This window comes from Geodermatophilus sp. URMC 60, from assembly GCF_053502585.1.
Genome location: NZ_CP199958.1, coordinates 2,929,383 through 2,955,932 on the forward strand (window position 1 = coordinate 2,929,383; position 26,550 = coordinate 2,955,932).

A 26,550-nucleotide genomic window follows, 5' to 3' on the forward strand; every position below is an offset into this window, starting at 1 on the left:
CTCAGCGTCCGCGGGGGACGGGCACGGTCCTCAGCAGGTCGGCCACCACCTGCGTGGCGGTGCGGCGTGAGGCGGCGGCGTCGGGGGTGAGCAGCAGGCGGTGCGCGAGCACCGACACGGCGACGGTCTGCACGTCGTCGGGGAGCACGTGGTCGCGCCCGGCCAGCGCGGCGGTGGCGCGGGCGGTGCGCAGCAGCTGCAGGCCGGCGCGCGGCGAGGCGCCCAACCTCAGGTCGGGGGAGCGTCGGGTGGCCTCGGCCAGCGCAACGACGTAGCGGCGGACCGCCTCGGAGACGTGCAGCCGGCCGACGGCGGCGACCAGCGCACGCACCCCCGCCGCGTCGGTAGCCGGGGCCAGCGTGGTCAGCGGGTCGGTGGTCACCAGGTCGTCGAGCATCGCCAGCTCGGCCTCGCGGTCGGGATAGCCCATGGAGACCCGGGCGGTGAACCGGTCGCGCTGCGCCTCCGGGAGGGGATAGGTGCCCTCCATCTCGATCGGGTTCTGGGTGGCCATGACGAGGAAGGGCCGGGCCAGCTCGTAGCTGACGCCGTCCACCGTGACCTGCCGCTCGGCCATGCACTCCAGCAGCGCCGACTGCGTCTTGGGGGAGGCCCGGTTGATCTCGTCGGCCACCACGATGTTGGCGAACACCGCGCCCGGCTTGAACTCGAACTCCCGGGTCTCCTGGTCGTAGACCGACACCCCGGTGACGTCGCTGGGGAGCAGGTCGGGCGTGAACTGGATGCGCCGCACGCTCGCGTCGACCGAGGCGGCCAGCGCCTTGGCCAGCGTGGTCTTGCCCACGCCGGGCACGTCCTCGACCAGGAGGTGCCCCTCGGCCAGCAGCACGACCAGGGCCAGGTGCACGACGTCGGGCTTGCCGTGGACGACGCGAGCCATGTTCGCCGCGATGCGGGCCCCCTCCGCCGCGACGTCGACCGGGGCCTCGGTCCCTGCACTGGTCGGGGTCACCTCGGTCACGCAGCCCTCCTCGCCGGCGTTCGTCGGCGGCGTGTCCGACGGTTCGCTCCCCATGCGTGACCGGGCGAGCCGGTCACGTCTCAACCGTACGTGCCCGGCCGCCTCCCGGGCGTGGCGTCGCGCACGGCGACCCGGCCGCCACCGGGCTCCACCGCGGTCCCCACCGGCGCGCCCGTCGGGCTCCGGAGCGGGCTCCACCGGGGCGTCCCGGGGTGGGGCAGGACGGGACGACGACCCACCGCGCCCCACCCGGTGCCGGGAACCGGCTTCCGGGCCGCTGACCTGCGGGAGCGGGCGTGGGGAGGACCGGTCACGACATGGTGTCGAGTGGTGTTCGGTGGGGCGTAGTGGGTTACTGTGTGGCCCGGTGGGGAGGCGAGGCCCGTCCCGGGGGCGCCCCGGAGCACGAGGAGGACCGATGGGGGAGGTGATCCGGTGTTCGTCGGCAGCTACCCGTTGCGCCTCGACGAGAAGGGCCGGCTCGCACTCCCCGTCCGCTTCCGCGAGCAGGTGGCCGGCGGCATGGTGATCAAGAAGGGTCAGGAGCGCTGCATCTACGGCCTCACCATGGCCCGGGTCGCCGAGCAGAGCGCCGCGGCGGCCTCGATGGCGCCGTCGGACACCGCCGCCGCCCGCATGCGCGCGCGCATGAGCTTCGGGTCGATGGTCGAGGTCGAGCCGGACAAGACCGGCCGCATCACCATCCCCGCCAACCTGCGCGAGTACGCCGGCCTGGACCGCGACGTGGTCGTCGTCGGCGTCGACACCCGTTTCGAGATCTGGGACGCCGCCACCTGGGACGCCTACGTGGCCGAGCAGGAGGCCAGCTACGCCGACATGGAGAGCGAGGGGATGCCCACCCTCTCCTGACCCCGCCGCCCCGCTCCTCCGACCCTCCGGGCCCCACACCCGACCGAGCCGACTTCCCCGCGGCTCGACCGGACCGGCCCGAGCCGTCTTCCCCGCGGCTCGGATCCCCACGGCGCCGGAGGAGGCGCACCGCCCACCGGGCGCGCAGCCGGTCCCCACCGGCGCGGGCCCACCCGTCCCCGCGGGGCTCCACCTGACGTACTTCCCCGGCGCCAGGCGGACCCCGCGGGGGACGGGTCGGGCGCCTGCCCCGGGCCGGGACCCCACGGGACCCCACGGGGCGGCCGGGCGGTTCCACGGTCCCCACCGCCCCCCACCCGCCCCAGCAGCGCTCCGCGAACTCCGGCGAAACGCCGCTGCGCTCCGCCCGCCGACCGCCGCCCAGCCCCACGATGGACGGGCCCCGCGCCCCGACCCGTTCAGGAGCCGCCGACGATGAGCAGCACCGAGCCGGCGCTGGGAGGGCGGGCTCCGTCCACGGTGCACGTGCCGGTCCTCCTCGACCGGGTGACCGAGCTGCTCGCCCCCGCCTGCGCCGCGGACGGCGCCGTCCTCGTCGACGCCACCCTCGGTCTGGCCGGGCACTCGCTGGCCCTGCTGCGCGCCCACCCCGGGCTGCGCCTGGTGGGCCTCGACCGCGATCCCGACGCCCGTGCCGAGGCGACCCGCCGGCTCGCCGACGCCGGCGTCGGCGAGCGGTCCACCGTCGTCCCCGCCGTCTTCGACGAGCTGCCCGAGGTGCTCGACCGGCTCGGCCTCGACGAGGTGCAGGCGGTGCTGTTCGACCTCGGCGTCTCCTCGCTGCAGCTCGACCGCCCCGACCGCGGCTTCAGCTACGCCACCGACGCCCCGCTGGACATGCGGATGGACCCGTCGGCCCCGCGCACCGCCGCCGACGTCGTCAACACCTACGCCGCCGCCGACCTCGCGCGGGTGCTGCGCGTCTACGGCGAGGAGCGCTTCGCCAGCCGCATCGCCCAGGCCATCGCCCGGGAGCGCGAGCGCGCCCCCTTCACGCACACCGAGCGGCTGGCGCACCTGGTGCGCGACTCGATCCCGGCCGCGACCCGCCGCACCGGCGGCCACCCGGCCAAGCGGACCTTCCAGGCGCTGCGCATCGAGGTGAACGACGAGCTGGGCGTCCTCGAGCGGGCGCTGCCGGCGGCGCTCGACGCGCTCGCCGTCGGCGGCCGCATCGCCGTTCTCACCTTCCACTCCCTCGAGGACCGCATCGTCAAGCAGACCCTCGCGGCCGGCGCGGTGGACCGCACGCCACCGGGCCTGCCGGTGCCCCTGCCCGAGATGAGCCCCACGCTGCGGCTGCTGACCCGCGGCGGCGAGGCGCCCACGGAGACCGAGGTCGCGGCCAACCCGCGGGCCGCATCGGCCCGCGTCCGGGCCGCCGAGCGCATCCGGCGGGCCGCGTGAGGGCCGCGGCGGCACGGGCACCGCACCCGACGACACGGACGACGCACGGACCGCGGACGCGGCCGACCAGCGACGGTGAGGAGGTCGCATGAGCGCCACCGCCCGCGCGGCGGGGAACCCGGCCGAGGGCCGCCCCGGCCGCGGCACGCCGCCCCCGCTGGTGAAGGACCCCGTCCCCCTCGCCGTGAGGGGACCCCGTCCCCCCCACCACTCGCGAGCTCGTGGCGGTGCCCGGGACGGGGCCGCGGCGAGCCTCCGGACGGGGCCGCCCGCGCACGCGACGGGCAGTACCCCCGGACGGCCGTCGACCGCGGAGCAGCCCACGACCGGCGAGCGGCCGGCCCCCGAGGTGCGCACCGCCCGGGCCGCCGCTCCGGCACCCGCCCGTCCCGCCCGTGCGCACACCGCTCCGGTGCGCACCGGCTCCCTGCGCAGCCGCACCGCGGCCCGCCCCACGCCGACCGCCGCCCCGGCGCCGCGCACCGCCACCGGCTCGCCGGCGTCCCGCCTGCGCAGCGCGGTCGGGGCCCACCGCGCGCCCTTGGTCCTGCTCGTCGTCACCATGCTGGTCGCCACCACGCTGGGGCTGCTCTTCCTCAACACCGCCATCGCGGTCAACTCGCTCAAGGCCACCCAGCTCGCGGCGGCCAACGAGGACCGCGCCCAGGAGGTGCAGCGCCTGGAGCAGCAGGTGATCGCCGGAGGCACGCCCGCCGAGCTGGCGCGCGAGGCGCGCGCGGCCGGCCTGGTGCCCGCCGGCCCGGCCGCCTACCTGGTCGTCGGGGAGGACGACAGCGTCACCCTGCGCGGCGAGCCCGTGCCGGCCGAGGAACCCGATCCCAGCGAGGTCCCGGCGCTCCCCGCGCCACCCGTGGCCGGCGGCGGGGACTGACGGTGACCACCCCACCCCGTCCGCCCGCACCCCGCCGGCGTCCCGTCGACCGCGCCCCGCTGCGCGGCGGCACCGGTGCCTTCACCTCCCGCCGCGCCCCCGGCAGCCGGCGGGTGCCCGGCACGCTGCGGACCAGCTCCCGTCGGTTCAGCGTCGGCTTCGTCCTCGTCGTCGTCCCGCTGCTGGTCATCACCGGCAAGCTGTGGCTGCTGCAGGGCGTCGACAACGGGCAGTACGCCCTCGCCGCCACCCAGGACCGCATCCGCGTGCAGGACATCGTCCCGTTGCGCGGCTCGGTCGTCGACCGCGACGGCAACCCACTGGCCTACACCGTCGAGGCCTTCCGGATCACCGCCGACCCGACGCTGGTCGCCGACCCCGCCCGCACCGCCCTGGCGCTGACCACGCTGCTCGACGTCCCGGTCTCCGAGCTGACCGACCTGCTGTCCGAGGACGGCCGCTACGTCATCCTGGCCTCGCAGGTGCCGCCGGAGACCGTCGACGCCATCGACGAGCTCGGCCTCGCCGGCATCTTCTCCGAGGACGACCCGGTGCGGCTCTACCCCGCCGGTTCGGTCGCCGGCCAGGTCGTCGGCTTCACCGGCCGGGAGGGCCGGGGACTGGCCGGCGTCGAGCAGACCCTCGACGAGGAGCTGGCCGGCACGCCGGGGGAGCGGAGGGTCGAGGTCGGCAGCGGCGGGCACCCCATCCCCTCGGGCATCGACGAGTCCACCCCCGCCGTCGACGGCCGCACGGTCGAGCTGACCCTCGACGCGGATCTCCAGTACGTCACCGAGCAGCGGCTGCAGGAGGCCTGCGAGGACGGCGCGACCACCCGGGCCTCCTCCGTCGTCCTCGACGTGCACACGGGGCAGGTCGCCGCCATGGGCTCCTGCCCCGGCTACGACCCCGGCAACTACGCGCGGACCGACCCGGACCTGCTGGGCAACCCGATCGTCTCCAGCGTGTTCGAGCCCGGCTCCGTGCTCAAGGCGGTCACCCTCGCCGCGGCCCTCGAGGAGGGCAGGGCCGAGCCGGACACCGTGCTGAGCGTCAACGGCCACATCGAGGCGGGGGACTTCGTGGTGCGCGACGCACACGACCACGCGCCGATCGACTGGACGGTCACCGGGATCCTCGCCAAGTCGAGCAACGTCGGCACGATCATGCTGGCCCGCGAGGTGGGCAACGAGAAGTTGGAGGAGTACCTGCGGGCCTTCGGGCTGGGCACCCCCACCGGCGTCGAGCTGCCGGGCGAGAGCGCCGGCATCCTCCAGGACTCCGCGGACTGGACGGAGAGCCGCGCGGCCAACGTGCCGATCGGGCAGGGGGTCTCGGTCACCACGCTGCAGATGGCGTCGGTCTTCCAGGCGATCGCGAACGGCGGGGTCCGCGTCGCGCCCCGCATCGTCTCCTCGGTCGGCGGCGAGCCGGCCGAGGCGCCGGAGAGCACCCGGGTGCTCAGCGAGGCCACCGCCGACGACGTCGCGATGATGCTGGAGGCCGTCGTGGGGCCGGGCGGCACCGCTCCGCTCGCGCAGGTCGAGGGCTTCCGCGTCGCGGGCAAGACCGGCACCGCGCAGCGGCCCAACCCCGACTGCAACTGCTATGCCGGCGGCGGCTACGTGACGACCTTCGTCGGGTTCGCCCCGGCCGACGACCCGCAGTACGTCGTCGCCGTCGACCTCGAGCGGCCGACCAGCTCGGCGGAGGGCGGCCAGGTGGCCGCCCCCGTCTTCGCCGACATCATGCGCCAGGCGCTGACCGCCGACGGCATCGTGCCGTCGGGGACGCCCCGGCCCGACTTCGTGCTGACCGGCCCGGAGTAGGAGGACCACCCTCCCCCCACGCTCGGCGCGGGCCCCGGGGGGTGGCCGTTCCGGCACGTCACCGGGACGGTGGCGGACGGCGGCGCGCCCGCCGCGTGTGGGCGGCGGGCCGCCACGGGGCCGCCGGTAGATTGGAGTCCCGTGAGCGAGAGCGGGAGGGGGACGACGTCCCGGCCGACGGGGACCGACCCGCTGACCCTCGCCGACCTCGCCGACCTGCTCGGCGCGCCCGTGCAGGGCGACGCCGGGACCGCGGTCACCGGCGTGACCCTCGCGTCGGCGGAGGCGGGCCCCGGCGACCTCTACGCCGCCCTCCCCGGTGCCCGCACCCACGGGGCGCGCTACGCCGCCGACGCCGCGGCGCGGGGCGCCGTCGCCGTCCTCACCGACCCCTCCGGCCGCGACGAGGCCGTTGCCACCGGCCTGCCGGTCTGCGTCGTCGACGACCCGCGCGGGCTGCTCGGCGCGGTCGCCGCGCGGGTGTACGGGGAGCCGGCCCGGCGGCTGCAGGTCATCGGCATCACCGGCACCAACGGCAAGACGACGACCAGCTACCTGGTCGAGGCGGGTCTCGCCGCGGCCGGCCGCGGCACCGGCCTGGTCGGCACCGTGGAGACCCGCACCCGGGGCACCGCTGCCGACGGGACGCCGACGGTCACCACCCTGCCCAGCGTGCGGACGACGCCGGAGGCCCCGGCACTGCACGCGCTGCTGGCCCGGATGGCCGACTCCGGCGTGCAGACGGTGGTCATGGAGGTCTCCAGCCACGCGCTGGTGCTCGGCCGCGTGGGCGGCATCCCGTTCGCCGCGGCCGGCTTCACCAACCTCGGCCGTGACCACCTGGACTTCCACGCCGACCTCGAGGACTACTTCCAGGCCAAGGCCCGCCTCTTCGACGGCCGGGCCGCCGTGGAGGTGGTCGACGTCGACGACCCGCACGGGCGACGGCTGGCCGGCATGCTCGGCGGCCGCCGCGCGGTCACCGTCTCGATCGAGGGTGCCGCCGCCGACTGGACGGCGGCCGACCTCGCCCCCGCCCCCGACGGCGGGACGGCGTTCACCCTGACCGGCCCCGGCGGGCGCTCCTGGCCGGCGCGGGTGCGGCTGCCGGGCCGGTTCAACGTCGCCAACGCCGTCCTCGCGGTGGCCCTGCTCGACGCGGTCGGCGTGCCGGTGGAGACGGCGCTCACCGGGCTGGCCGAGACGGTGGTGCCCGGCCGGATGGAGCCGGTGGACGCCGGCCAGCCGTTCGTCGCGGTCGTCGACTACGCGCACACCCCCGACGCGGTCGCCACCGCCCTCGCCGCGCTGCGCGCCTCGACCTCCGGCAGGGTGATCACCGTGCTCGGCTGTGGCGGGGACCGCGACCCCGGCAAGCGGGCGGCGATGGGGGAGGCGGCGGTGCGCGGCAGCCACCTGCTGGTCGTCACCGACGACAACCCCCGCTCGGAGGAGCCGGCCGCCATCCGCGCGGCGATGCTGGCCGGCGTCCCCGCGGACCGGCGCGGCGACGTGCTGGAGATCGGCGACCGCCGCGCCGCCATCGCCGCCGCCGTCGCCCGCGCCCGGCCCGGCGACGCCGTCCTCGTGGCCGGCAAGGGCCACGAGACCGGCCAGGACGTGGCCGGCACCCTGTACCCGTTCGACGACCGCGCCGTGCTGCGCGAGGCCCTGGCGCAGCGTGCGCCGGCCGGACCGGAGCCGACGTCGTGACCGAGCTCGCGAGGTCGTGCGAGGACACGGCATCCCGGGGCACGGGGCCGGCGAGCGCCACCGAGGAGACCCCGTGATCCCCCTGTCCCTGCCCGAGGTCGCCGAGGCGGTGGGTGGCCGGCTGACCCGCGGTGACGGCACCGTCTCCGGGAAGGTCACCGTCGACTCCCGCGCCGTGGCGCCCGGCGACCTGTTCGTCGCCGTGCCGGGGGAGCGGGTCGACGGCCACGACTTCCTCGGTGCCGCCGCGGCCGCCGGCGCGGTCGCCGCGCTGACCACGCGCCCCGACGACGCGCTGCCCTGCGTGGTCGTCGACGAGCCCGTCGCCGCACTCGGCCGGCTGGCCGCCGCGGTGCACACCCGGCTGGCCGCCGGGGGCCCGACGACAGCCGTTCCCCGAGGGGCGCCGCAGCGAGGAACGAGCGAGGAGCGGACCGGGGCGCGGAGTCGGGCGCGAGGACAGGGGTCGGGCGCGGGTGGGCTGGTCACCATCGGCATCACCGGCTCCTCGGGCAAGACCAGCACCAAGGACCTGCTCGGCCAGGTGCTGGCCACGGCGGGCGCCACTGTCAGCCCGCCCGGCTCGTACAACAACGACATCGGCCTGCCGCTCACCGTGCTCGACGCCGACGGGGACACCCGCTTCCTCGTCCTGGAGATGGGCTCGCGCGGGCGGGGACACATCGCCCGCCTGTGCCGGGTGGCCCGCCCCGACGTCGGCGTCGTCCTCAACGTCGGCTCGGCGCACCTGGGCGAGTTCGGCTCGGCCGACGGGATCGCCGTCGCCAAGGGCGAGCTGGTCGAGGCGCTGCCCGCCGAGGGCACCGCCGTCCTCAACGCCGACGACCCGCGGGTGATCGGCATGGCGCCGCGGACCCGGGCCCGTGTGGTCACCACCGGCCGCTCGCCCGACGCCGACGTCCGCGCGGAGGACGTCGTCCTCGACGAGGCCGGCCGCGCCGGCTTCACGCTCGTCGCCGGCGGTGCGCGCGCGGCGGTGCGGCTGCAGGTCGTCGGCGCGCACCAGGTCGCCAACGCGCTGTCGGCCGCCGGCGCCGCGCTGGCCGCCGGGATGACGCCGGAGGACGTCGCCGCCGCGCTGTCGGCCGCCGTGCCGCGCAGCCGCTGGCGGATGGAGGTCACCCGCCGGGAGGACGGCGTGACAGTCGTCAACGACGCCTACAACGCCAACCCCGAGTCGATGCGCGCCGCGCTGGCCGCGCTGGCCGGGCTGCCCGCCCGGCGGCGGGTCGCCGTGCTCGGTGCGATGGCCGAGCTGGGCCCCGGCGCCGCCGAGGAGCACGAGCGGCTGGGCCGGGACGCCGTGGCCGCGGGGGTGGACCTGGTCGTGGCCGTCGGGCCCGATGCGGTAGGGATAGCCGACGGGGCGCTCGCCGCGGGCGCCCGCGAGGACGGCGACACGGACAAGGGCGCCGTGCGCGTGCCCGACCGGGCGGCCGCCCGGGAACTGCTGACGGAGGTGCTGGTGCCCGGTGACGTCGTGCTGGTGAAGGCCAGCCGGTCCTACGGGCTCGAGGTGCTCGCGGCCGACCTGCTCGACGCCGGGGCAGGCGCGTGAGGTCCATCCTCGTCGCGGCCGCGTTCGGGCTGGTGATCTCCATCCTGGCCACGCCGGTCGCCGTGCACCTGTTCCGCCGCAAGGGCTTCGGCCAGGAGATCCGCGACGACGGGCCCGAGAGCCACCTGGCGAAGAAGGGCACGCCCACCATGGGCGGCACCGTCATCGTCGGGGCGACGGTCGGCGGCTACCTGATCGCGCACCTCTTCCTGATCGACCAGCCCAACCGCGGTCCCTCCGCCAGCGGCCTGCTGGTGCTCTTCCTCATGGTGGGCCTGGGGACCGTCGGCTTCCTCGACGACTACCTCAAGATCCGCTTCCGGCGCAGCCTGGGGCTGAACAAGACCTCCAAGCTGGTCGGCCAGCTGGTGGTCGGCGTGGCCTTCGCCGTCCTGGCGCTGAACTTCCCCGACGAGGCCGGCATCACCCCGGCCTCGGAGTTCGTCTCCTACGTCCGGGACATCGGGCCGCTGTTCCTCGGGTCGGTGGGCTTCGTGGTGCTGGCCTACCTGTTCATCGCCGGGTTCTCGAACGCCGTGAACCTGACCGACGGCCTCGACGGGCTGGCCGCCGGCTGCTCGGCGATGGTCTGCGGCGCCTACACGGTCATCTCGTTCTGGCAGTTCACCCACGACTGCACCAGCGAGTTGCTCGACGGCTGCTACACCGTCCGGGACCCGCTCGACGTCACCCTGGTCGCCGCTGCCGGGCTCGGCGCCTGTCTGGGCTTCCTGTGGTGGAACACCAGCCCGGCCCGGATCTTCATGGGCGACACCGGCTCGCTCGCCCTCGGCGGGCTGCTGGCCGGGCTGGCCGTCGTCACCCGCACCGAGCTGCTGCTGGTCGTGCTCGGCGGGCTCTTCGTCGCGGTGACGCTGTCGGTGGTCATCCAGGTCGCCTTCTTCCGGGCCACCCGGCGCCGGGTGTTCCGGATGGCGCCGCTGCACCACCACTTCGAGCTGGCCGGCTGGACCGAGAACACGGTGATCGTCCGCTTCTGGCTGGTGACCGGCATGTCGGTCGCCTTCGGGCTGGGCCTGTTCTACGCCGACTGGCTCACCGCCACGGGCCTGTGAGCGGGCGCGCGAGCGCACCGGTGGCACGGCACAGCCCACGGCACAGCCGTTCCCGGTGCCGACGATCCTGCGGGGAGGCACCGTGACCGGGGAGAGGCCGCTGCGACACGCCCGCACGGTGCGCCGGCAGACCGGCCCCAGCGGCCACGATGGCCGGATGGAGTCCTCCGCCGTCCCGACCGCTCCCGGGCGGCGCCGGACCGGGGGGGTCGGGCGCAGGACACCGGTCCGCCGGTTCGCGCCGCCGGCCTGGCTCGACGGTCCCATGACCAGCTTCCAGCTGGTCGTCGGCGCGGCCGGCATGCTCCTGGCGATCGGCCTGGTCATGGTCTTCTCCGCCTCGGCCATCGACGCCGCCCTCAACGACCAGCCGGCCTGGCGGCCCGGTGTCGACCAGCTCGTCTTCGCCGTCATCGGCCTCTGCGCGCTGCTGGTGGCGGTGCGGCTGCCGGTCGGCCTCGTGCGTCGCTGGGCGCCGATCGGCCTGGTCGTGTCCGCGGTCCTGCTGGTCGCGGTGCTCGTGCCCGGCATCGGGATGAAACTCAACGGCTCCCGCGCCTGGATCGACCTGGGTTTCACCAACTTCCAGCCCTCGGAGCTGGCCAAGCTGGTCTTCGCGCTGTGGGGCGCGCACATCCTGGCGATCCGAGACCGATTCCTCACGGTGCGGACGCTGCTGATGCCGCTGCTACCGGCGTTCTGCGTCCTGTCGGTGCTGCTGATCCTGGAGCCGGACTTCGGCGGGGTCGTGAGCCTCGGCCTGGTGCTGGTCGGCCTCCTGTGGGCCGGCGGCCTGCCGCACCGCTGGTTCGCCGGGTTCGCCGCCGTCGGGGTCGGGGCGGTCGTGCTCATGGTCGTCGTCGCGCCCTACCGCATGGAGCGGATCACCTCGTTCCTCGACCCGTTCGCCGATCCCTCCGACACCGGCTTCCAGGCCATCCGCGGCTTCTACGCGCTGGCGACCGGCGGGCTGTGGGGCGTGGGCCTGGGCAACAGCGCCATGAAATGGAACCTGCTGCCCGAGGCCGAGTCGGACTACATCTTCGCGATCATCGGCGAGGAGCTCGGCTTCCTCGGCTGCCTGGTCGTGGTGACCCTCTACGGCGTGCTCGCCCACGCCGGCTTCCGGATCGCGCGGCGCTCGGCCGACCGGTTCGTGCAGCTGGCCTGCGTGGCGATCACCGTGTGGCTGGTCGGCCAGGCGGCGCTGAACATGGGCTACGTGGTGGGTCTGCTGCCGGTCACCGGCCTGACGTTGCCGCTGGTCTCCGCCGGCGGCACCTCGCTGGTGCTCACCCTGTTCATCGTGGGCCTGCTCATCCGCTTCGCCCGCTCCGAGCCCGAGGCCGTCGAGCACCTGCGCCGGGCCGACCGCGGCCGGCTGTCCCGCTGGCTGCTGCCGGTGCCCGAGCGGGCCGTCGACCCGGTGCACCAGCGTCGCGCCCGCCGTCCCGAGCGGCCCGACGTGCACCCCGGCCGAGCTCCCGAGCGTCCCGCCCGCCGCGCCGCTCCCGGCGCACGCACCGTCGCCCGCGTCGTCCCGGCTCCGCCCGGGGAACGCACCCCGCGCGAGCGGGTGCCCGCCCGCGAGCGGCGCACGGCGGAGGCCCGCGGCCGGGTGCCCGAGGCCCGCCGACAGCCGCCGCCCCGGGCCCGGGCGACCGCGCCCGACCCCCCGCGGCGGCCGAGATGAGCGTGAGCGTCGTCCTGGCCGGAGGCGGCACCGGCGGGCACATCGAGCCGATGCTGGCGCTGGCGGACGCGCTGCTGCGCCGCGACGCGATGGAGGGCGGTCTGCGGATCACCTGCCTGGGCACCGCCCGAGGCCTGGAGACCCGGCTGGTCCCCGCCCGCGGCTACGACCTGAGGCTGATCCCGCCGGTGCCGCTGCCGCGCAAGCCCACCGTCGACCTGCTGCGCGTGCCCGGCCGGGTGGTCCGCTCGGTGTCCGAGACACGGGCGCTGCTGCGGGAGCTGTCCGCGGACGTCGTCGTCGGCTTCGGCGGCTACGTGGCGCTGCCGGCCTACCTGGCCGCCCGACGGGCACGGGTGCCCGTCGTCGTGCACGAGCAGAACGCGCTGCCGGGCCTGGCCAACCGGATCGGCGCGCGGGTCGCCGCGCGGGTCGCGGTCACCGTGCCCGGCACGCCCCTGCGCGGCGCCGAGCACGTCGGCATGCCCCTGCGGACGGCGATCAGCACGCTGGACCGCCCCGCCCGCCGCGCCGAGGCCCGCGCCACCTTCGGCCTGGACCCCGACCGCCCCACGCTGCTGGTCTTCGGCGGGTCGCAGGGCGCGGCCTCGCTCAACCGGGTCGCCGTCGGCGCCGCCGACGCGCTCACCTCCGCCGGGGTGCAGGTGCTGCACGCCCGCGGCCCCAAGAACACCGACGTGACCGTGCCGCCGCGCGCGGCCGGGCACGCCCCCTACGTCGTCGTCGACTACCTCGAGCGCATGGACCTCGCCTACGCCGCCGCCGACCTGGCCCTGTGCCGGTCCGGCGCGGTCACCGTGGCCGAGCTCTCCGCGGTCGGGCTGCCGGCGGTGTTCGTGCCGCTGCCCATCGGCAACGGCGAGCAGCGGCTCAACGCCCTGCCCGTCGTCGAGGCGGGGGGAGGACTGCTGGTGGACGACGCCGACCTGTCGCCGTCCTGGATCGAGGAGCACGTCATCCCGATGGTCACCGACCCGGCGGAGCTGGTCCGGTACGCCGAGCACGCCGCGGCCGCCGGCGCCCGCGACGCCGACGACCGCCTGGCCGACATCGTGCTGGAGGTGGCCCGGTGAGCGCGGCTGCGGTGGCCGCGTGGGCCGACCCGGTGCCGAGCCTCGAGGAGCTCGGCGCCGTGCACTTCGTCGGCATCGGCGGGGCCGGGATGAGCGGCGTCGCGCGCATCCTGCTGGCCCGCGGCGTCCGGGTCTCCGGCAGCGACCGCCGCGACACCCCGACGCTGCTGGCCCTGCGCGCGCTGGGCGCTCGGGTGGAGCTCGGCCACGACCCGGCGAACCTGGGGGACGCCGACACCGTCGTCGTCTCCACCGCGATCCGCGACGACAACCCCGAGCTGGTCGCCGCCCGCGAGCGGGACCTGCGGGTGCTGCCGCGTGCGGTGGCGCTGGCCGCGGTGATGGCCGGCAAGCGCAGCGTCGCGGTGGCCGGCACGCACGGGAAGACCTCGACCACCTCGATGCTCACGGTGGCGGTCCAGGCCTGCGGCGCGGATCCCTCCTTCGCCATCGGCGGGGACCTCAACGAGTCGGGCAGCAACGCGCACGCCGGCAAGGGCGACGTCTTCGTCGCCGAGGCGGACGAGAGCGACCGCTCGTTCCTGCTGCTGGCGCCGCACGGCGCGATCGTCACCAACGTCGAGGCCGACCACCTGGACAACTACGGCGACCTCGCCGCCGTGGAGGCCGCCTTCGACCGGTTCCTGCAGACGCTGGACCCGGCCGGCTTCGTCGTGCTGTGCGCCGACGACCCCGGTTCGGCCCGCCTGCGCAGCGTGCCCACCCCGGCCCGCGTGCGCACCTACGGCACCGCCGAGGACAGCGACCTGCGGCTGGTCGACGTCGAGGTCGGCCCGGAGACGACCGCCTGGACCGCGGTCCTCGACAGCGAGGTGCTCGGCCGGGTGTCGATCCGCGTGCCCGGCGAGCACATGGCCCGCAACAGCGCCGCCGCGCTGCTGGCCGGGCTGGAGCTCGGCCTGCCCGCCGAGGCCCTGATCGCCGGTCTCGGCCGCTTCGGCGGGGTCCACCGGCGCTTCGAGCTCAAGGGCAGCGTCGGCGGGGTCCGGGTCTACGACGACTACGCCCACCACCCGACCGAGGTGGAGGCCCAGCTGCGCGCGGCGCGGGCGGTGGCCGGCACCGGCCGGGTGGTCGTGGCCTTCCAACCGCACCTGTACAGCCGCACCCAGGAGTTCGCCACCGCGTTCGGCACGGCGCTCGGTCTGGCCGACGAGGTCGTGGTCATGGACGTCTACGGCGCCCGCGAGGACCCGGTCCCCGGCGTGACCGGCGCGATGGTGGCCGACGCGGTCGCCCTGCCGGCGGGGCGGGTGCACTTCGAGCCGTCCTGGTCGGCCGCGGCGCCGGCGCTGGCCGAGCGCGCGCAGCCCGGCGACCTGGTGATCACCATGGGCGCGGGCAACGTCTCGATGGTCGGTCCCGAGGTGCTCGAGGCGCTGCGAGGCCGGTTGGCGCCGGAGGCCGACGGCACGGGGGACACCGCGCGGTGAGCCGCTCGGGGACGACCACCAGCGACCGCGCCCGCGGCGGGGGGTCCTCCCGGGCCGGCGTCGAGGCGCGTCCCCGCCGCCGTCCGGCCGTGGTGGCCCGCCGGGGGCCGCAGCGGGACACCCCGGTCGCCCGCCGGCGACGGCTGCTCGTGCGCGGCGGCGTGCTCGTCGCCGTGCTGGGCCTCTCGGCCTGGCTGCTGTGGGGGAGTCCCGTGCTGGCCGTCTCCTCCGTGCGGGTGGACGGCGCCGGCACGTTGACCGCCGCCGAGGTCGTCGACGTCGCCGGCATCGACGAGGGGACGCCGCTGCTGCGGGTCGACGTCGACGCCGCAGAGGCACGCGTCGCCCGGCTGCCGCAGGTGGCCGCCGTCGAGGTGACCCGCGGCTGGCCGCGCAGCGTCGTCGTCACCGTGGTGGAACGGGTGCCGGTCGCGGTGGTGGAGGAGTCCGGCACCCGCTCTCTGGTCGACGCCGACGGGGTCCTCTTCGACACGGTCACCGGCGAGCCGCCGGTCGGCGTGGTGCCCCTCGACGTGGCCGATCCCGGCCCCGACGACCGCGCCACCCGCGCGGCGGTGTCGGCCCTGGCCGCGCTGCCCGACGACGTCCGCGGCGACGTCACCGGCGCCCGGGCGACCAGCCCCGAGGACGTCTCCCTCACCCTGGAGGACGGCACCACCGTGCTGTGGGGGAGCGACGAGCATGCCGGCGACAAGGCCGACGCGCTGGTGGCGCTGCTCGAGCAGCTGCACCGTGGGGCGCTCGAGCCCGCCGACACCATCGACGTCAGCACCCCGGCGGCGGTCGTCCTCCGGTGAGGACCCCCTTGCCCCGCGTGCCCCGTGGGAGGACCCCGTCCTCCCCACCCTCCGCAGGCTCAGGGCGTGCCCGGGACGAGGCCGGCGGGGCCTGCGAAGGGTGGCCGGGGCAGGTCCGGTGGGAGAGGGTGGCGGAGTGAGCACCGGGCCGGCCAGCCGCTTCCCCGTCCCCCCGCGCGACGAGCTGCCCGAGCAGCTGCGCGAGCGCTACGCCGCCGTCGAGGAGCGGTCGGGCTTCCTGCCCAACGTCTTCGCCGCGCTGGCCTGGCGCCCGGCCGAGGCGGCGGCCTTCTTCGCACTGCACGACGCGCTCATGGACAAGGACACCCCGGGGCTGTCCACGGCCGACCGGGAGCTGGTCGTGGTCGCCACCAGCGCGGCCAACGACTGCCTGTACTGCGTGGTCGCGCACGGGGCCATCGCGCGGATCCGCGCCCGCGACCCGTACCTGGCCGACCAGGTCGCCGTCGACTGGCGCAAGGCGCCGGTGTCCGAGCGGCTGCGCGCGGTGCTGGAGGTGGCCGTCCGGCTGGCGGTGGAGCCGGTGGCGGTCACGGCCGCCGACCTCGACCGGCTGCGCGACCACGGCCTGACCGAGGACGACGTGTGGGACGTCGGGGCGATCGTGTCGCTGTTCGCCCTGTCCAACCGGCTGGCGCACTGGGCGGCGATCCCGCCGAACGAGGAGTTCTTCCTGATGGGGCGGGTCCCCCGGCAGTAGCGGGGACTGCGCTGGGTCGCCGTCCGGTGCCGGGGCGTGTCCGGTGGTACCCGGCGACGACACGCGCGGCGCCGCGACACGCCCGACACCTCAGATCACTTCATCGATTCCCGGCGCCGGGCATGTCACGGCCCTCGACCGGCACCTGAGACACCTGCCAGGCGGGTCGTCACCGACGGTGGTGCGGATGTGACCAGTGGGTCGCCCGAGATCCGTGTGCAAACACCGTCTCGACACGCCGGTCCCGGGAGGGTGCTTGTAGCGCCCGTGAACGCCCACCTAACTTCGTGCGCGTCGACCCAGTTGACATAACTATAAGGCTTTACTTGAGGATGAGGGTCGAGGTCGGGAGCCCCACATGACACCTCCGCACAACTACCTCGCGGTCATCAAGGTCGTCGGCATCGGCGGCGGCGGCGTGAACGCGGTCAATCGCATGATCGAGGTCGGCCTCAAGGGGGTCGAGTTCATCGCCATCAACACCGACGCCCAGGCGCTGCTGATGAGTGACGCGGACGTCAAGCTCGACGTCGGCCGCGAGCTCACCCGCGGGCTCGGCGCGGGCGCGCAGCCCGACGTCGGCCGCCAGGCCGCCGAGGACCACCGCGAGGAGATCGAGGAGGTGCTCAAGGGCGCCGACATGGTCTTCGTGACCGCCGGCGAGGGCGGCGGCACCGGCACCGGCGGCGCGCCCGTCGTCGCCTCGATCGCCCGCAAGCTCGGCGCCCTGACCATCGGCGTGGTCACCCGCCCGTTCTCCTTCGAGGGCAAGCGGCGGGCCGTGCAGGCCGAGTCGGGCATCGAGGAGCTGCGCAACGAGTGCGACACGCTCATCGTCATCCCGAACGACCGGCTGCTGCAGCTCGGCGACCGGAACGTCAGCGTCATGGACGCCTTCCGCACCGCCGACCAGGTCCTGCTCTCCGGTGTACAGGGCATCACCGACCTGATCACCACCCCGGGCCTGATCAACCTCGACTTCGCCGACGTCAAGTCGGTCATGTCCGGGGCCGGGTCGGCGCTCATGGGTATCGGCAGCGCCCGCGGCGACAACCGCGCGCTGCTCGCCGCCGAGCAGGCGATCGCCAGCCCGCTGCTCGAGGCGTCGATGGAGGGCGCCCACGGCGTGCTGCTGTCGATCTCCGGCGGCTCGGACCTCGGCCTGTTCGAGATCAACGAGGCCGCCTCGCTGGTCTCCGACGCCGCGCACGCCGACGCCAACATCATCTTCGGTGCGGTCATCGACGACGCCCTCGGTGACGAGGTGCGGGTCACCGTCATCGCCGCCGGCTTCGACGGCGGCAAGCCGCAGGGCCGCAGGGGGGACGCCGGGATCGCGTCGGTCCCGGCCGCCGCGCCGGTGGCCCCACCGGCGACGCCGCGGATGCCGGTGGTGCAGCCGCCGCCGGTCGGCGGCGTCCCGACGGGGGAGCGACTGGTCGGCTCGGCGCAGCCGGCGCAGGCGCAGTCCAACCCGCCGTCGACGTCCCAGGTGCCCGGCCGTCCGGCCACCGGTGGCGGGATCACCGTGCCGCCGCTGCCGCCCGTGCCCGGCGCGAACGCCAACGGCAACGCCGCCGCGGGCCGGCGTCCGCTGTCCAACGAGGACTTCGAGGAAGAGCTCGACATCCCGGAGTTCCTGCGCCAGTAGGAGGACCCCGCTGCCTCCCGCACCTCGCGAGCTCGGCGCGGGTCCTCGCAGCGAGGCCGAGCCCGGTAGCGTCGTCCGCGTGAGTTCTGTCCCGGACGCACCGCCGGCGGTGCGACCCAGGCGGGTCGTCACCGACCGGCGGGGCGGGCGGTCCGTTCCTCCGTACGACTCGTTCAACCTCGGCGTGCACGTCGGCGACGACCCGGTCGCCGTCGCCGCCAACCGGGAGCGGCTGGCGCGCGAGCTCGGCGTCGCCGCCGACCGGCTGGTGTGGCTGGACCAGGTCCACGGCACGCGGGTCGCCGTCGTCGACGGGCCGGTCGAGGGCCCGCTGGAGGGGACCGACGCCGTCGTCACCCGCACGCCCGGGCTGGTGCTGTGCGTGCTGGTCGCCGACTGCGTCCCGGTGCTGCTCGCCGACTCCGTCACGGGCGTCGTGGCCGCGGTGCACGCCGGGCGGGAGGGCGTGCGCGCCGGCGTCGTCCCCGCCACGCTGACCGCCATGGCGGAACTGGGCAGCCGCCCCGCCGACGTCACCGCGCTGCTCGGCCCGGCCGTCTGCGGCGCCTGCTACGAGGTGCCGCGGGCGATGCAGGCCGAGGTGGCCCGGGTCGCCGCCGCTGCGGCGGTGCGCACCCGCACGGGGACGCCGGGGCTGGACCTGCGTGCCGGGCTGGCCGAGGTGCTGCGCGGCGCCGGCGTCGGGCAGGTCGTGCACGACCCGCGGTGCACCGTCGAGGACCGCTTCCTCTTCTCCCACCGCCGCGACGGCGTCACCGGCCGCCAGGCCGGCGTCACCTGGATCGGGTGACGGACCCTCCTGCTCCCCACGGGAGGACGACCCCGTCCTCCCGTGGGAGGACGCCGTTCCCCCCACCCTTCGCGAGCTCGGGGCGGTGCCGGGAACAGGCCCCGGCGAGCCTCTGGACGGGGCCGTGGCAGGCCCCTGCACGAGGGCCCGATCCAGCACGTCACCGACGCGGCCGACCGGGGCCGTGGGCCAGCGCGGGGCGGGGATGATCGTCGCGTGACCTCTCCGGCCGACCGCCTGCAGGCAGTACGCGACCGCATCGCCGCCGCGGCGCGCGCCGCCGGACGGGACCCCGCCGAGGTGGGCCTGCTCGCGGTGAGCAAGACCTGGCCCGCGGCCGCCGTCCGGGAGCTCGCCGCACTCGGCCAGGCCGATTTCGGGGAGAACCGCGCCCAGGAGCTCGCCGGCAAGGCCGCCGAGTTGGCCGACCTGCCGCTGCGCTGGCACTTCATCGGCCAGCTGCAGCGCAACAAGGCCGCGGCGGTCGCCCGCCTCGGCGCCGTCGTCCACTCCGTCGACCGCATCTCGCTCGCCCGGACGCTGGCCCGGGCCGGCCTCGAGAGGGGCCGACCGGTCGAGGTGTTCCTCCAGGTCGACCTCGGCGGGCCGGAGGGAGAACTGGCCGCCCGCGGCGGGGCCGACCCGACCGACGTCCCGGCGCTGGCCGACGCGGTCGCGGCCGAGGAGGGGCTCGTCCTGCGCGGTCTCATGGCGGTCGCCCCGCGCGACGCAGCACCCGGCCCGGCCTTCGCGCGGCTGGCCGCGCTCGCCGAACGGGTCCGGGCCGACCACCCGGGAGCGTGCGACCTCTCCGCCGGGATGAGCGCCGACCTCGAGGAGGCGGTCGCGGCCGGCAGCACCCTCCTGCGTGTCGGAACCGCGCTGTTCGGGACGCGGCCCCTACCCTCCCGGCAGGACTAGTCACACCAGTCACACGGGTCCCAGGAGCCCGGGTGACCACGCGCGCGTACGGAAGAGGGGCAGGGCTGATGGCCGGAGCCATGCGCAAGATGGGCATCTACCTCGGGCTCGTGGAGGACGACGACGCCCGGGCCTACGGCCGGTACGACGCCCGCCACGCGGACGCCGACCACTACGACCGCCTCGAGGAGCGTCGGTACTCCCGCTACGCCCCCGAGGACGGCTATGCCGCCGACGCCGGGTACGACGACCGCTACGAGGTCGCGGACCGCTACGAGCCCGACTACCGCGACGGCGACTACCGGGCCGACGAGCGCTTCGCCGACCTCGACGCCGACCTGCCGCCGACGCCGGACCCGGAGCCGCTCGCGCTGCCGAGGCGTCCCGCGGCGAACCGCAACCTGGGCCTGGCGCCCACCCCGAACGGTGCCAGCGCCTCCCGCCTCGGCGGGCTGTCCGCTGCCGCGTCGGTGCCCAGCCCCGCGACCGCCGTGTCCGGCCCCGTGGGCGCGGCGGGCCTCGCCGTCCGCGAGCCGGTCGCCGCCGCGCCCGAGCCGGCCCCGGCGCCCGCCCCTGCCCCGGCGCCGCAGCCCTACCGGATCACCACGCTGCACCCGCGCACGTACAACGAGGCCCGCCAGATCGGTGAGAGCTTCCGCGACGGCAAGCCGGTGATCATGAACCTCACCGAGATGGACGACGCCGACGCCAAGCGGCTCGTGGACTTCGCTGCGGGTCTGTCGTTCGGGCTGCGCGGTAGCATCGAGCGCGTCACGAACAAGGTGTTCCTGCTCAGCCCGCGGGACGTCGACGTGACGCCCGAGGACAAGGCGCGGATCCGCGAGGGTGGTTTCACCGCCGAGTCCTGAGGCCTGGCAGCAGGACCGGACCGGCACCCCGGGTGCCCTTGGACGAGCGAGGACCGTGGCTCTCTTCTGGAACATCCTCTCGTCGGTCCTGCTCGTCTTCCTCGTCCTGCTCTTCGCACGGTTCGTCGTCGACTGGGTCATGGTGCTGGCCCGCAGCTGGCGTCCGTCCGGGCTGGTGGCGGCGGGTCTCGAGGTCGTCTACGCGACGACCGACCCGCCCCTCAAGGCCATCCGGAAGGTGATCCCACCCCTGAACCTGGGGTCGATCCGGCTGGACCTCGCGTTTATGGTGCTCCTGATCGCCGTGTACATCCTGCGTGGCATCGTGGACAGCCTCGCGCTCGCCGCCGCGTGACCGTCGCCCCCGACCGGGGCAGTGGCTCCGGGGGCCGGTCCGAGTCGTCCGCCGCTCGTCCGACGTCGTCCCTGTTCCCGTTGTCCGACCCGAGGTGAAGTCGATGCCACTCACGCCTGCCGACGTGCACAACGTCGTCTTCAAGAAGCCCCCCATCGGCAAGCGGGGCTACGACGAGGACGAGGTGGACGCCTTCCTCGACGTCGTGGAGGCCGAGCTGGCCCGGCTCATCGAGGAGAACAACGAGCTGCGTTCGAGCTCCGCGACCGGTCGCACCCCGCGCGCCGTCGAGGCGCCCGAGCCGGCCCCGGCGCCGGTTGCCGCGCCGCCGCCCCCGCCGGCCCCCGTGCGTGAGGACGACAGCGCCCGCGCGTCGCGGATGCTCGCCCTGGCCACCGAGACGGCCGACAAGTACGTCAACGAGGCCAAGGCCCAGGCCGACCAGATGGTCGTCGCGGCCAAGACCAACAGCGAGCGGATGGTCACCGACGCGCGGGCCAAGAGCGAGCAGATGGTCAGCGAGGCCAAGATGCGCGCCGACTCGATGATCGGTGACGCCCGCACCCGCGCCGACACGATGGAGCGCGAGGCCCGCGCCAAGGCCGCCGCCCTCGACCAGGACGCCGAGCGCCGGCACAACGAGGTCATGGGCTCCCTGGAGGAGAAGCGCAGCACCCTGGAGCGCAAGATCGAGGAGCTGCGCACCTTCGAGCGCGAGTACCGCACCCGGCTGCGCTCCTACCTCGAGTCGCACCTGCGCGACCTCGACAGCCGCGGCTCGGCGGAGCCGGCGTCCAACAGCCGGCAGAACCAGCACGCCAGCGCCTGAAGAAGGACCCCTGCTCCCACCGCACGCAGGCTCGGGGCGGGGCCGCCGGCACACGAGAGGGGCCCCCGGACGACGTCCGGGGGCCCCTCTCGTGCGTTCTCAGCCCTTGACGCTGCCCGCCAGCAGGCCCCGGACGAAGTAGCGCTGCAGGCCGAGGAACACGGCCAGCGGCAGCACGATCGACACGAAGGCGCCTGCGGCCAGCAGGTACCAGTCCGAGCCCCGGGTGCCCGCGAGCTCCGCCACCCGCACGGTCAGCGGGACGACGTCGGGGGCGCCGCCGGCGAAGGTGAGCGCGACCAGCAGGTCGTTCCACACCCACAGGAACTGGAAGACGCCGAACGCGGCGATCGCCGGGGTCAGCAGCGGCAGCAGCACCTGGAAGAAGATCTTCACGTGGCCGGCGCCGTCCATGCGCGCCGCCTCCACCAGCGAGGCCGGGATCTCCTTCATGAAGTTGTGCAGGAGGAAGACCGCCAGGGGCAGCGCGAAGATCGAGTGCGACAGCCAAACCGTCCAGAACGACCCGGCCAGGCCGGTGTCGACGTAGATGCTCAGCAGCGGGATGAGCGTCACCTGGATGGGCACCACCTGCAGCGCGAAGACGGCGACGAAGAGGATGCCGCGCCCGGGGAAGTCGATCCAGGCGAACGCGTAGGCAGCCAGCAGGGCCAGGGTGATCGGGATGACGACCGCCGGCAGCGTGATGACCAGCGAGTTGACGAACAGGGTCGCGAAGTTCGTCCCGCCGCCGTAGAGCACCTCGTTGTAGTTGTCGACCGTGAACTGCGGGTCCGACAGCGCCGTCCACCAGCCCGAGCGGCGGATGTCGAGCTCCGGCCGGAAGGACGTGACGAACAGGCCGAGGGTCGGCACCGTCCACAGCGCGGCGATCAGCAGCGCGATGGCCGACGCGGCGGGGGAGCTGAGCTTCGTCTTCGCGGCCACGGCCCGGCGCTCGGCGCGGGTGAGCCTGCGCTCGTCCGGCGGCGCCGGCGCGATGACCGGGGTCGTCGTGGTCATCGGATCTCCTCGGCCAGGCGCAGCTGGCGGACGTTGTAGACGACGATGGGGATGACGAGGACGAACAGCAGCACCGCGAGGGCGGCGCCCAGCCCGAAGTTGAACTGGCGGAAGGCCTGGACGTAGAACTCGTTGGCCACGACGCTCGTGCCGAACTGGCCACCGGTCATCGTCCGGACCACGTCGAAGACCTTGAGCGTGGTGATCGCGACCGTCGTGAGGACGACGACCAGCGCCGGACGGATGCTGGGCACGGTGACGTAGCGGAACATCTGCAGGCCGCTGACCCCGTCGAGCCGGGCGGCCTCGACGACGTCGTCGGGGATGGCCTTGATGGCCGCCGACAGGACCGTCATCGCGAAGCCGGCCTGGATCCAGATCATCACGACGATCAGGTAGAAGGTGTTGGACGGCGCGTTGAGCAGGAACTGCTGCGGCTCCAGCCCGACGAGGACCAGCAGCTGGTTGAGCAGCCCGATCTGGCGCACGCCGGGCTGGTCCGGGCGGTACTCGTAGACGAACTTCCAGATCACCGAGGCGCCGACCATGGAGATCGCCATGGGCAGGAACACCAGGGCCTTGGCCAGCGACTCGAAGCGGGTGCGGTCGACCAGGTAGGCGTAGACCAGCCCGAGGCCGGTGGTCACCAGGGGGACCAGGACCACCCACAGGGCGGTGTTGACCAGGACGGTCTGGAAGTTGTCCTCGGTGAAGACGGTGGCGTAGTTGTCCAGGCCCACGAACTCCGAGCCGTCCCGGTTGTAGAACGAGCCGCGGACGGTCGCCAGGGCGGGGTAGACCAGGCCCACCAGCAGCAGCAGGACCGTGGGGCCGAGGAAGCCGGCCGCGACGACCCAGTTGGGGATCCGCCTGGGGCGGTCGACCGCGAACAGGAGCGCCCCCAGCACGGCGGCGAACAGCAGGATGGCGACCACCATGAGGGCCAGCTTGTGCCCGGTGGTGCTCGCGTCCAGGAACCACTGCACCGCAGCGGACCTCCTCCGGAAGCGGGACGCCGGGGGGCCGCAGCGGCCGCTGCGGTGTGCAGCGGCGCTGTGGCCCCCCGGCCTCCGTGGGTGGGCGGTGCGGTCGCGGTCAGCGCGGAGCTGCCCCGACCGCGGTGGTCAGGACGCCGGCCAGGCGTTCTCGACGTCGGTCAGGACCTGCTGGGTCGGCTTGTCGTTGGCGATCCAGTTGGTCAGCTCGGTCCACAACGCCCCGGCACCGATCTCACCGGGCATCAGGTCCGAGCCGTCGAAGCGGAACACCGCCGCGGGGTCCTGGAACAGCTCGGCGGCGAGCCGGTCGACCGGCGAGGTCAGGTTCTCGACGTCCAGGCCGGTGTTGGCGCTGACCCAGCCGGGGCCGGAGACCTGGGCCTTGAGGTTGGCCCACTCGTCCGAGGACAGGTAGGTCTGCAGCGCCTGGGTCGCCGGCCGGTCGTTGAACGCGGCGGTGAACTCGCCACCGCCGAGGACCGGAGCGGCCCCCTCGCCGTCGATGGGGGGCAGCGGGAAGGCGAAGACGTCGCCGTCCTCGGAGACCTCGGTGCCCTCCGGCCAGTTCGCCTGGTAGAAGGACGCCTGCCGGTGCATCCAGCAGCTGCCGTCGAGGATGGGCAGACCGGCCTCGCTGAACGCGGTGGAGGCGATGGACTGCACCTCGCCGAGGCCGCCGTTGACGTAGGCGGGGTTCTTCAGGATGCCGCCGACGGTGTCGAGCGCCTCGACGATCTGCGGGTCGTTGAAGGGGATCTGGTGGTTGACCCACTGGTCGTAGACCTCGGGCCCGGCCGACCGCAGGACGACGTCCTCCAGCCAGTCGGTGGCCGGCCAGCCGGTGGCGTCACCGGAGTTGATGCCCGCGCACCACGGCTTGGCGCCGCTGCCGGCGATCCGCTCGGACAGCGCGATCATCTCGTCCCACGTCTGCGGGACCTCGTAACCGGCCTCGGCGAAGGCCGACGGCGAGTACCAGACGAAGGACTTGGCGTTGGCGCCGAGCGGGGCGGCGTAGAACTCGCCGTCCACGGTGCCGTAGGCCTTCCAGCTCTCGTCGAAGAACTCGTCGACGTTCGCCTCGACCTGGGCCGGCGCGGGGACGACGGCGCCCTGGCCGACCAGGGTGGCGAGCAGGCCCGGCTGCGGGATGAAGGCGATGTCGGGCGCGTTGCCGCTCTGGACGCGCACGACCAGCTGGGCCTCGAACTCACGCGAGCCCTCGTACTGCACGTCGATGCCCGTGCACTCCTCGAAGGGCACGTAGGAGTCGATGTGCGGCTGGTCCTCGGGGTCGACGATCGAGGTGTAGACGCTGACCGTCTCACCCTCGAGGTCCCCGAACTCCTCGTAGGGGGCGCAGTCGAGGGTCAGGTCGGAGACCTCAGCGGTCCCACCACCCTCACCGCCGCCGCCGCTGGTCTCGCTCGCCCCGCAGCCGGCGAGCACCAGCGCCACACCCAGGCCACCGGCCAGGGCCGTCGAGCGCCGGCCTCTCGCACGCATGTTCATCTGTTCCCTCCGGACTCCCGCGGCGTCGCCGCCGCACTGCCTAGCTCCGCGTGGGCGGCACCGTGCGGGCCGTCACGTTCGCGGGGGGACCATAACGTCGCTCTGCGCGGCGTGACCGGGCCGTTCTGTAACGGTTGGGAAACGAGGCCGTCACCCGCCGGTCGTCCGTTCCCCCTGGTCACAGCCGGGTCACGGTTGGGCACACGGACGAGTAGCGGGCCCGGCCGTTGGTGGTTGCCGGGCCGGTGGCGTGTCAGAGTTGGCGCGCTCTGCACCGGTGCAGGAGGGATTGCATGGCCGCCATCACATACGACCGGGCGACACTCGTCTACCCGGGTGCGACCCGACCGTCGGTCGACGCGCTGGACCTGTCGATCGCCGATGGGGAGTTCCTCGTCCTGGTGGGCCCGTCGGGCTGCGGCAAGTCCACCTCGCTGCGGATGCTCGCCGGGCTGGAGGAGGTCACCGACGGGGCGATCCGGATCGGCGACCGGGACGTGACCCGCCTGCCCCCCAAGGACCGGGACATCGCCATGGTGTTCCAGAACTACGCGCTCTACCCGCACATGACGGTGGCCGACAACATGGGCTTCGCGCTCAAGATCGCCGGCATGGCCAAGGAGGAGCGCCTGACCCGGGTGCGCGAGGCGGCCCGGCTGCTCGACCTCGAGCAGTACCTGGACCGCAAGCCCAAGGCCCTGTCGGGCGGGCAGCGCCAGCGGGTCGCGATGGGCCGGGCGATCGTGCGCCAGCCGCAGGTCTTCCTGATGGACGAGCCGCTGTCGAACCTCGACGCCAAGCTCCGGGTGCAGACCCGCACCGAGATCGCCGCACTGCAGCGCCGGCTCGGGACGACGACGGTGTACGTGACCCACGACCAGGTCGAGGCCATGACCATGGGCGACCGGGTGGCGGTGCTCAAGGAGGGCGTCCTCCAGCAGGTCGACACCCCGCGTGCCCTCTACGACCGGCCGGCCAACGAGTTCGTCGCCGGTTTCATCGGCTCGCCGGCCATGAACCTGGTGCCGGTGCCCCTGACCGAGGGCGGCGTGCTGCTCGGCGGTCACCCGGTGCCGCTGCCCCGGTCGGTGCTCGCCACCCTGGCCGGGGAGGGCAGCCGCACGGCCACCCTCGGCTTCCGCCCGGAGGCCGTCGAGTTCGTGGCGCCCGGCCGGGGTGTCCCGGTCGAGGTGCAGGTGGTGGAGGAGCTCGGCTCGGACGCCTTCGCCTACGGCCGCTTCCAGGAGGAGGCCGCCGCGGCCGCGACGGCCGCCCCTCTGGTGCTGCGGGCCGACGCCCGCCGGCCGCCGGCGAAGGGCGAGGTCGTGCACGTGGCCATCCGCCCCGGGGAGGCGCACGTCTTCTCCGCCGGGACCGGGCTGCGGGTATCGCATGCGCACGGCTGACCGGCGGCCCCGCCGTCGCACGGCGC

General features: G+C 74.9%; 23 protein-coding genes. 19 read left to right on the plus strand and 4 right to left on the minus strand.

The genetic code is table 11. From position 1 onward, the window contains the following. Nucleotide 1 precedes the first annotated feature (1 nt). A complete protein-coding gene (locus ACWIX3_RS13970; protein WP_448607955.1) occupies nucleotides 2-982 on the minus strand; it encodes an AAA family ATPase in 981 nt (326 codons plus the stop codon). Nucleotides 983-1,417: 435 nt separating this feature from the next. On the opposite strand from ACWIX3_RS13970, the gene mraZ reads away from it, so the two are divergent. The 18 genes from mraZ to ACWIX3_RS14060 all read left to right on the plus strand — a co-directional run bounded on the left by mraZ (nucleotide 1,418) and on the right by ACWIX3_RS14060 (nucleotide 21,585). Further along, nucleotides 1,418-1,852 (plus strand): division/cell wall cluster transcriptional repressor MraZ, encoded by a 435-nt coding sequence (mraZ, locus tag ACWIX3_RS13975; protein ID WP_448607956.1) that lies wholly within the window; start codon nucleotides 1,418-1,420, stop codon nucleotides 1,850-1,852. Nucleotides 1,853-2,287: 435 nt separating this feature from the next. Further along, the gene (gene rsmH / locus ACWIX3_RS13980; RefSeq protein WP_448607957.1) at nucleotides 2,288-3,280 is read left to right on the plus strand and encodes a 16S rRNA (cytosine(1402)-N(4))-methyltransferase RsmH; all 993 of its coding nucleotides are present in this window, start codon (nucleotides 2,288-2,290) and stop codon (nucleotides 3,278-3,280) included. Between the two features lie 412 nt (nucleotides 3,281-3,692). Then, the gene (locus ACWIX3_RS13985) at nucleotides 3,693-4,172 is read left to right on the plus strand and encodes a hypothetical protein (protein ID WP_448607958.1); all 480 of its coding nucleotides are present in this window, start codon (nucleotides 3,693-3,695) and stop codon (nucleotides 4,170-4,172) included. Nucleotides 4,173-4,174: 2 nt separating this feature from the next. After that, the gene (locus ACWIX3_RS13990) at nucleotides 4,175-6,001 is read left to right on the plus strand and encodes a peptidoglycan D,D-transpeptidase FtsI family protein (RefSeq protein ID WP_448607959.1); all 1,827 of its coding nucleotides are present in this window, start codon (nucleotides 4,175-4,177) and stop codon (nucleotides 5,999-6,001) included. 141 nt (nucleotides 6,002-6,142) lie between these two features. Further along, a complete protein-coding gene (locus ACWIX3_RS13995; RefSeq protein ID WP_448607960.1) occupies nucleotides 6,143-7,714 on the plus strand; it encodes a UDP-N-acetylmuramoyl-L-alanyl-D-glutamate--2,6-diaminopimelate ligase in 1,572 nt (523 codons plus the stop codon). A 73-nt stretch (nucleotides 7,715-7,787) separates the two neighbouring features. Further along, a complete protein-coding gene (locus ACWIX3_RS14000; protein ID WP_448607961.1) occupies nucleotides 7,788-9,293 on the plus strand; it encodes a UDP-N-acetylmuramoyl-tripeptide--D-alanyl-D-alanine ligase in 1,506 nt (501 codons plus the stop codon). Further along, nucleotides 9,290-10,369: a phospho-N-acetylmuramoyl-pentapeptide-transferase gene (gene mraY / locus ACWIX3_RS14005; RefSeq protein ID WP_448607962.1), complete on the plus strand. Its 1,080-nt coding sequence runs from the start codon at nucleotides 9,290-9,292 to the stop codon at nucleotides 10,367-10,369. Before ACWIX3_RS14000 ends, mraY begins: the two co-directional genes overlap by 4 nt. A gap of 265 nt (nucleotides 10,370-10,634) precedes the next feature. Beyond that, on the plus strand, nucleotides 10,635-12,062 hold the full coding sequence (ftsW, locus tag ACWIX3_RS14010) for a putative lipid II flippase FtsW (protein ID WP_448607963.1): 1,428 nt from the start codon (nucleotides 10,635-10,637) through the stop codon (nucleotides 12,060-12,062). Next, nucleotides 12,059-13,156, plus strand: a complete 1,098-nt coding sequence (gene murG / locus ACWIX3_RS14015; RefSeq protein ID WP_448607964.1) for an undecaprenyldiphospho-muramoylpentapeptide beta-N-acetylglucosaminyltransferase — start codon at nucleotides 12,059-12,061, stop codon at nucleotides 13,154-13,156. Before ftsW ends, murG begins: the two co-directional genes overlap by 4 nt. Beyond that, the gene (murC, locus tag ACWIX3_RS14020; protein ID WP_448607965.1) at nucleotides 13,153-14,610 is read left to right on the plus strand and encodes a UDP-N-acetylmuramate--L-alanine ligase; all 1,458 of its coding nucleotides are present in this window, start codon (nucleotides 13,153-13,155) and stop codon (nucleotides 14,608-14,610) included. The genes murG and murC overlap by 4 nt, the downstream gene beginning before the upstream one ends. Beyond that, complete coding sequence (locus ACWIX3_RS14025) at nucleotides 14,607-15,428, plus strand: cell division protein FtsQ/DivIB (RefSeq protein ID WP_448607966.1); 822 nt, start codon at nucleotides 14,607-14,609, stop codon at nucleotides 15,426-15,428. The genes murC and ACWIX3_RS14025 overlap by 4 nt, the downstream gene beginning before the upstream one ends. A 136-nt stretch (nucleotides 15,429-15,564) precedes the next feature. After that, on the plus strand, nucleotides 15,565-16,149 hold the full coding sequence (locus tag ACWIX3_RS14030; protein ID WP_448607967.1) for a peroxidase-related enzyme: 585 nt from the start codon (nucleotides 15,565-15,567) through the stop codon (nucleotides 16,147-16,149). Nucleotides 16,150-16,507: 358 nt separating this feature from the next. Continuing rightward, entirely contained in the window at nucleotides 16,508-17,800 is a 1,293-nt protein-coding gene (gene ftsZ, locus ACWIX3_RS14035) for a cell division protein FtsZ (RefSeq protein WP_448607968.1), read from the plus strand. A gap of 79 nt (nucleotides 17,801-17,879) precedes the next feature. Then, nucleotides 17,880-18,611 carry a peptidoglycan editing factor PgeF gene (gene pgeF, locus ACWIX3_RS14040; RefSeq protein ID WP_448607969.1) on the plus strand — a complete coding sequence of 244 codons (732 nt, stop codon included), beginning with the start codon at nucleotides 17,880-17,882 and terminating at the stop codon, nucleotides 18,609-18,611. A 216-nt stretch (nucleotides 18,612-18,827) separates the two neighbouring features. After that, a complete protein-coding gene (locus tag ACWIX3_RS14045) occupies nucleotides 18,828-19,532 on the plus strand; it encodes a YggS family pyridoxal phosphate-dependent enzyme (RefSeq protein WP_448607970.1) in 705 nt (234 codons plus the stop codon). Between the two features lie 68 nt (nucleotides 19,533-19,600). Next, on the plus strand, nucleotides 19,601-20,401 hold the full coding sequence (locus tag ACWIX3_RS14050) for a cell division protein SepF (protein ID WP_448607971.1): 801 nt from the start codon (nucleotides 19,601-19,603) through the stop codon (nucleotides 20,399-20,401). Nucleotides 20,402-20,456: 55 nt separating this feature from the next. Beyond that, entirely contained in the window at nucleotides 20,457-20,756 is a 300-nt protein-coding gene (locus ACWIX3_RS14055; protein ID WP_091382909.1) for a YggT family protein, read from the plus strand. A 103-nt stretch (nucleotides 20,757-20,859) separates the two neighbouring features. Next, on the plus strand, nucleotides 20,860-21,585 hold the full coding sequence (locus ACWIX3_RS14060; RefSeq protein ID WP_448607972.1) for a DivIVA domain-containing protein: 726 nt from the start codon (nucleotides 20,860-20,862) through the stop codon (nucleotides 21,583-21,585). A 99-nt stretch (nucleotides 21,586-21,684) separates the two neighbouring features. Here ACWIX3_RS14060 and ACWIX3_RS14065 read toward each other — a convergent pair whose 3' ends face one another. From ACWIX3_RS14065 to ACWIX3_RS14075, 3 genes are all read right to left on the minus strand, one after another. Beyond that, a complete protein-coding gene (locus ACWIX3_RS14065; RefSeq protein ID WP_448607973.1) occupies nucleotides 21,685-22,608 on the minus strand; it encodes a carbohydrate ABC transporter permease in 924 nt (307 codons plus the stop codon). Then, on the minus strand, nucleotides 22,605-23,594 hold the full coding sequence (locus ACWIX3_RS14070) for a carbohydrate ABC transporter permease (RefSeq protein ID WP_448607974.1): 990 nt from the start codon (nucleotides 23,592-23,594) through the stop codon (nucleotides 22,605-22,607). Before ACWIX3_RS14070 ends, ACWIX3_RS14065 begins: the two co-directional genes overlap by 4 nt. Before the next feature lie 138 nt (nucleotides 23,595-23,732). Then, the gene (locus tag ACWIX3_RS14075; RefSeq protein WP_448607975.1) at nucleotides 23,733-25,118 is read right to left on the minus strand and encodes an ABC transporter substrate-binding protein; all 1,386 of its coding nucleotides are present in this window, start codon (nucleotides 25,116-25,118) and stop codon (nucleotides 23,733-23,735) included. 293 nt (nucleotides 25,119-25,411) lie between these two features. Between ACWIX3_RS14075 and ACWIX3_RS14080 the strand changes: the two genes are divergently transcribed. Continuing rightward, nucleotides 25,412-26,524: an ABC transporter ATP-binding protein gene (locus ACWIX3_RS14080; protein WP_448607976.1), complete on the plus strand. Its 1,113-nt coding sequence runs from the start codon at nucleotides 25,412-25,414 to the stop codon at nucleotides 26,522-26,524. The last annotated feature ends 26 nt before the right edge of the window (nucleotides 26,525-26,550 follow it).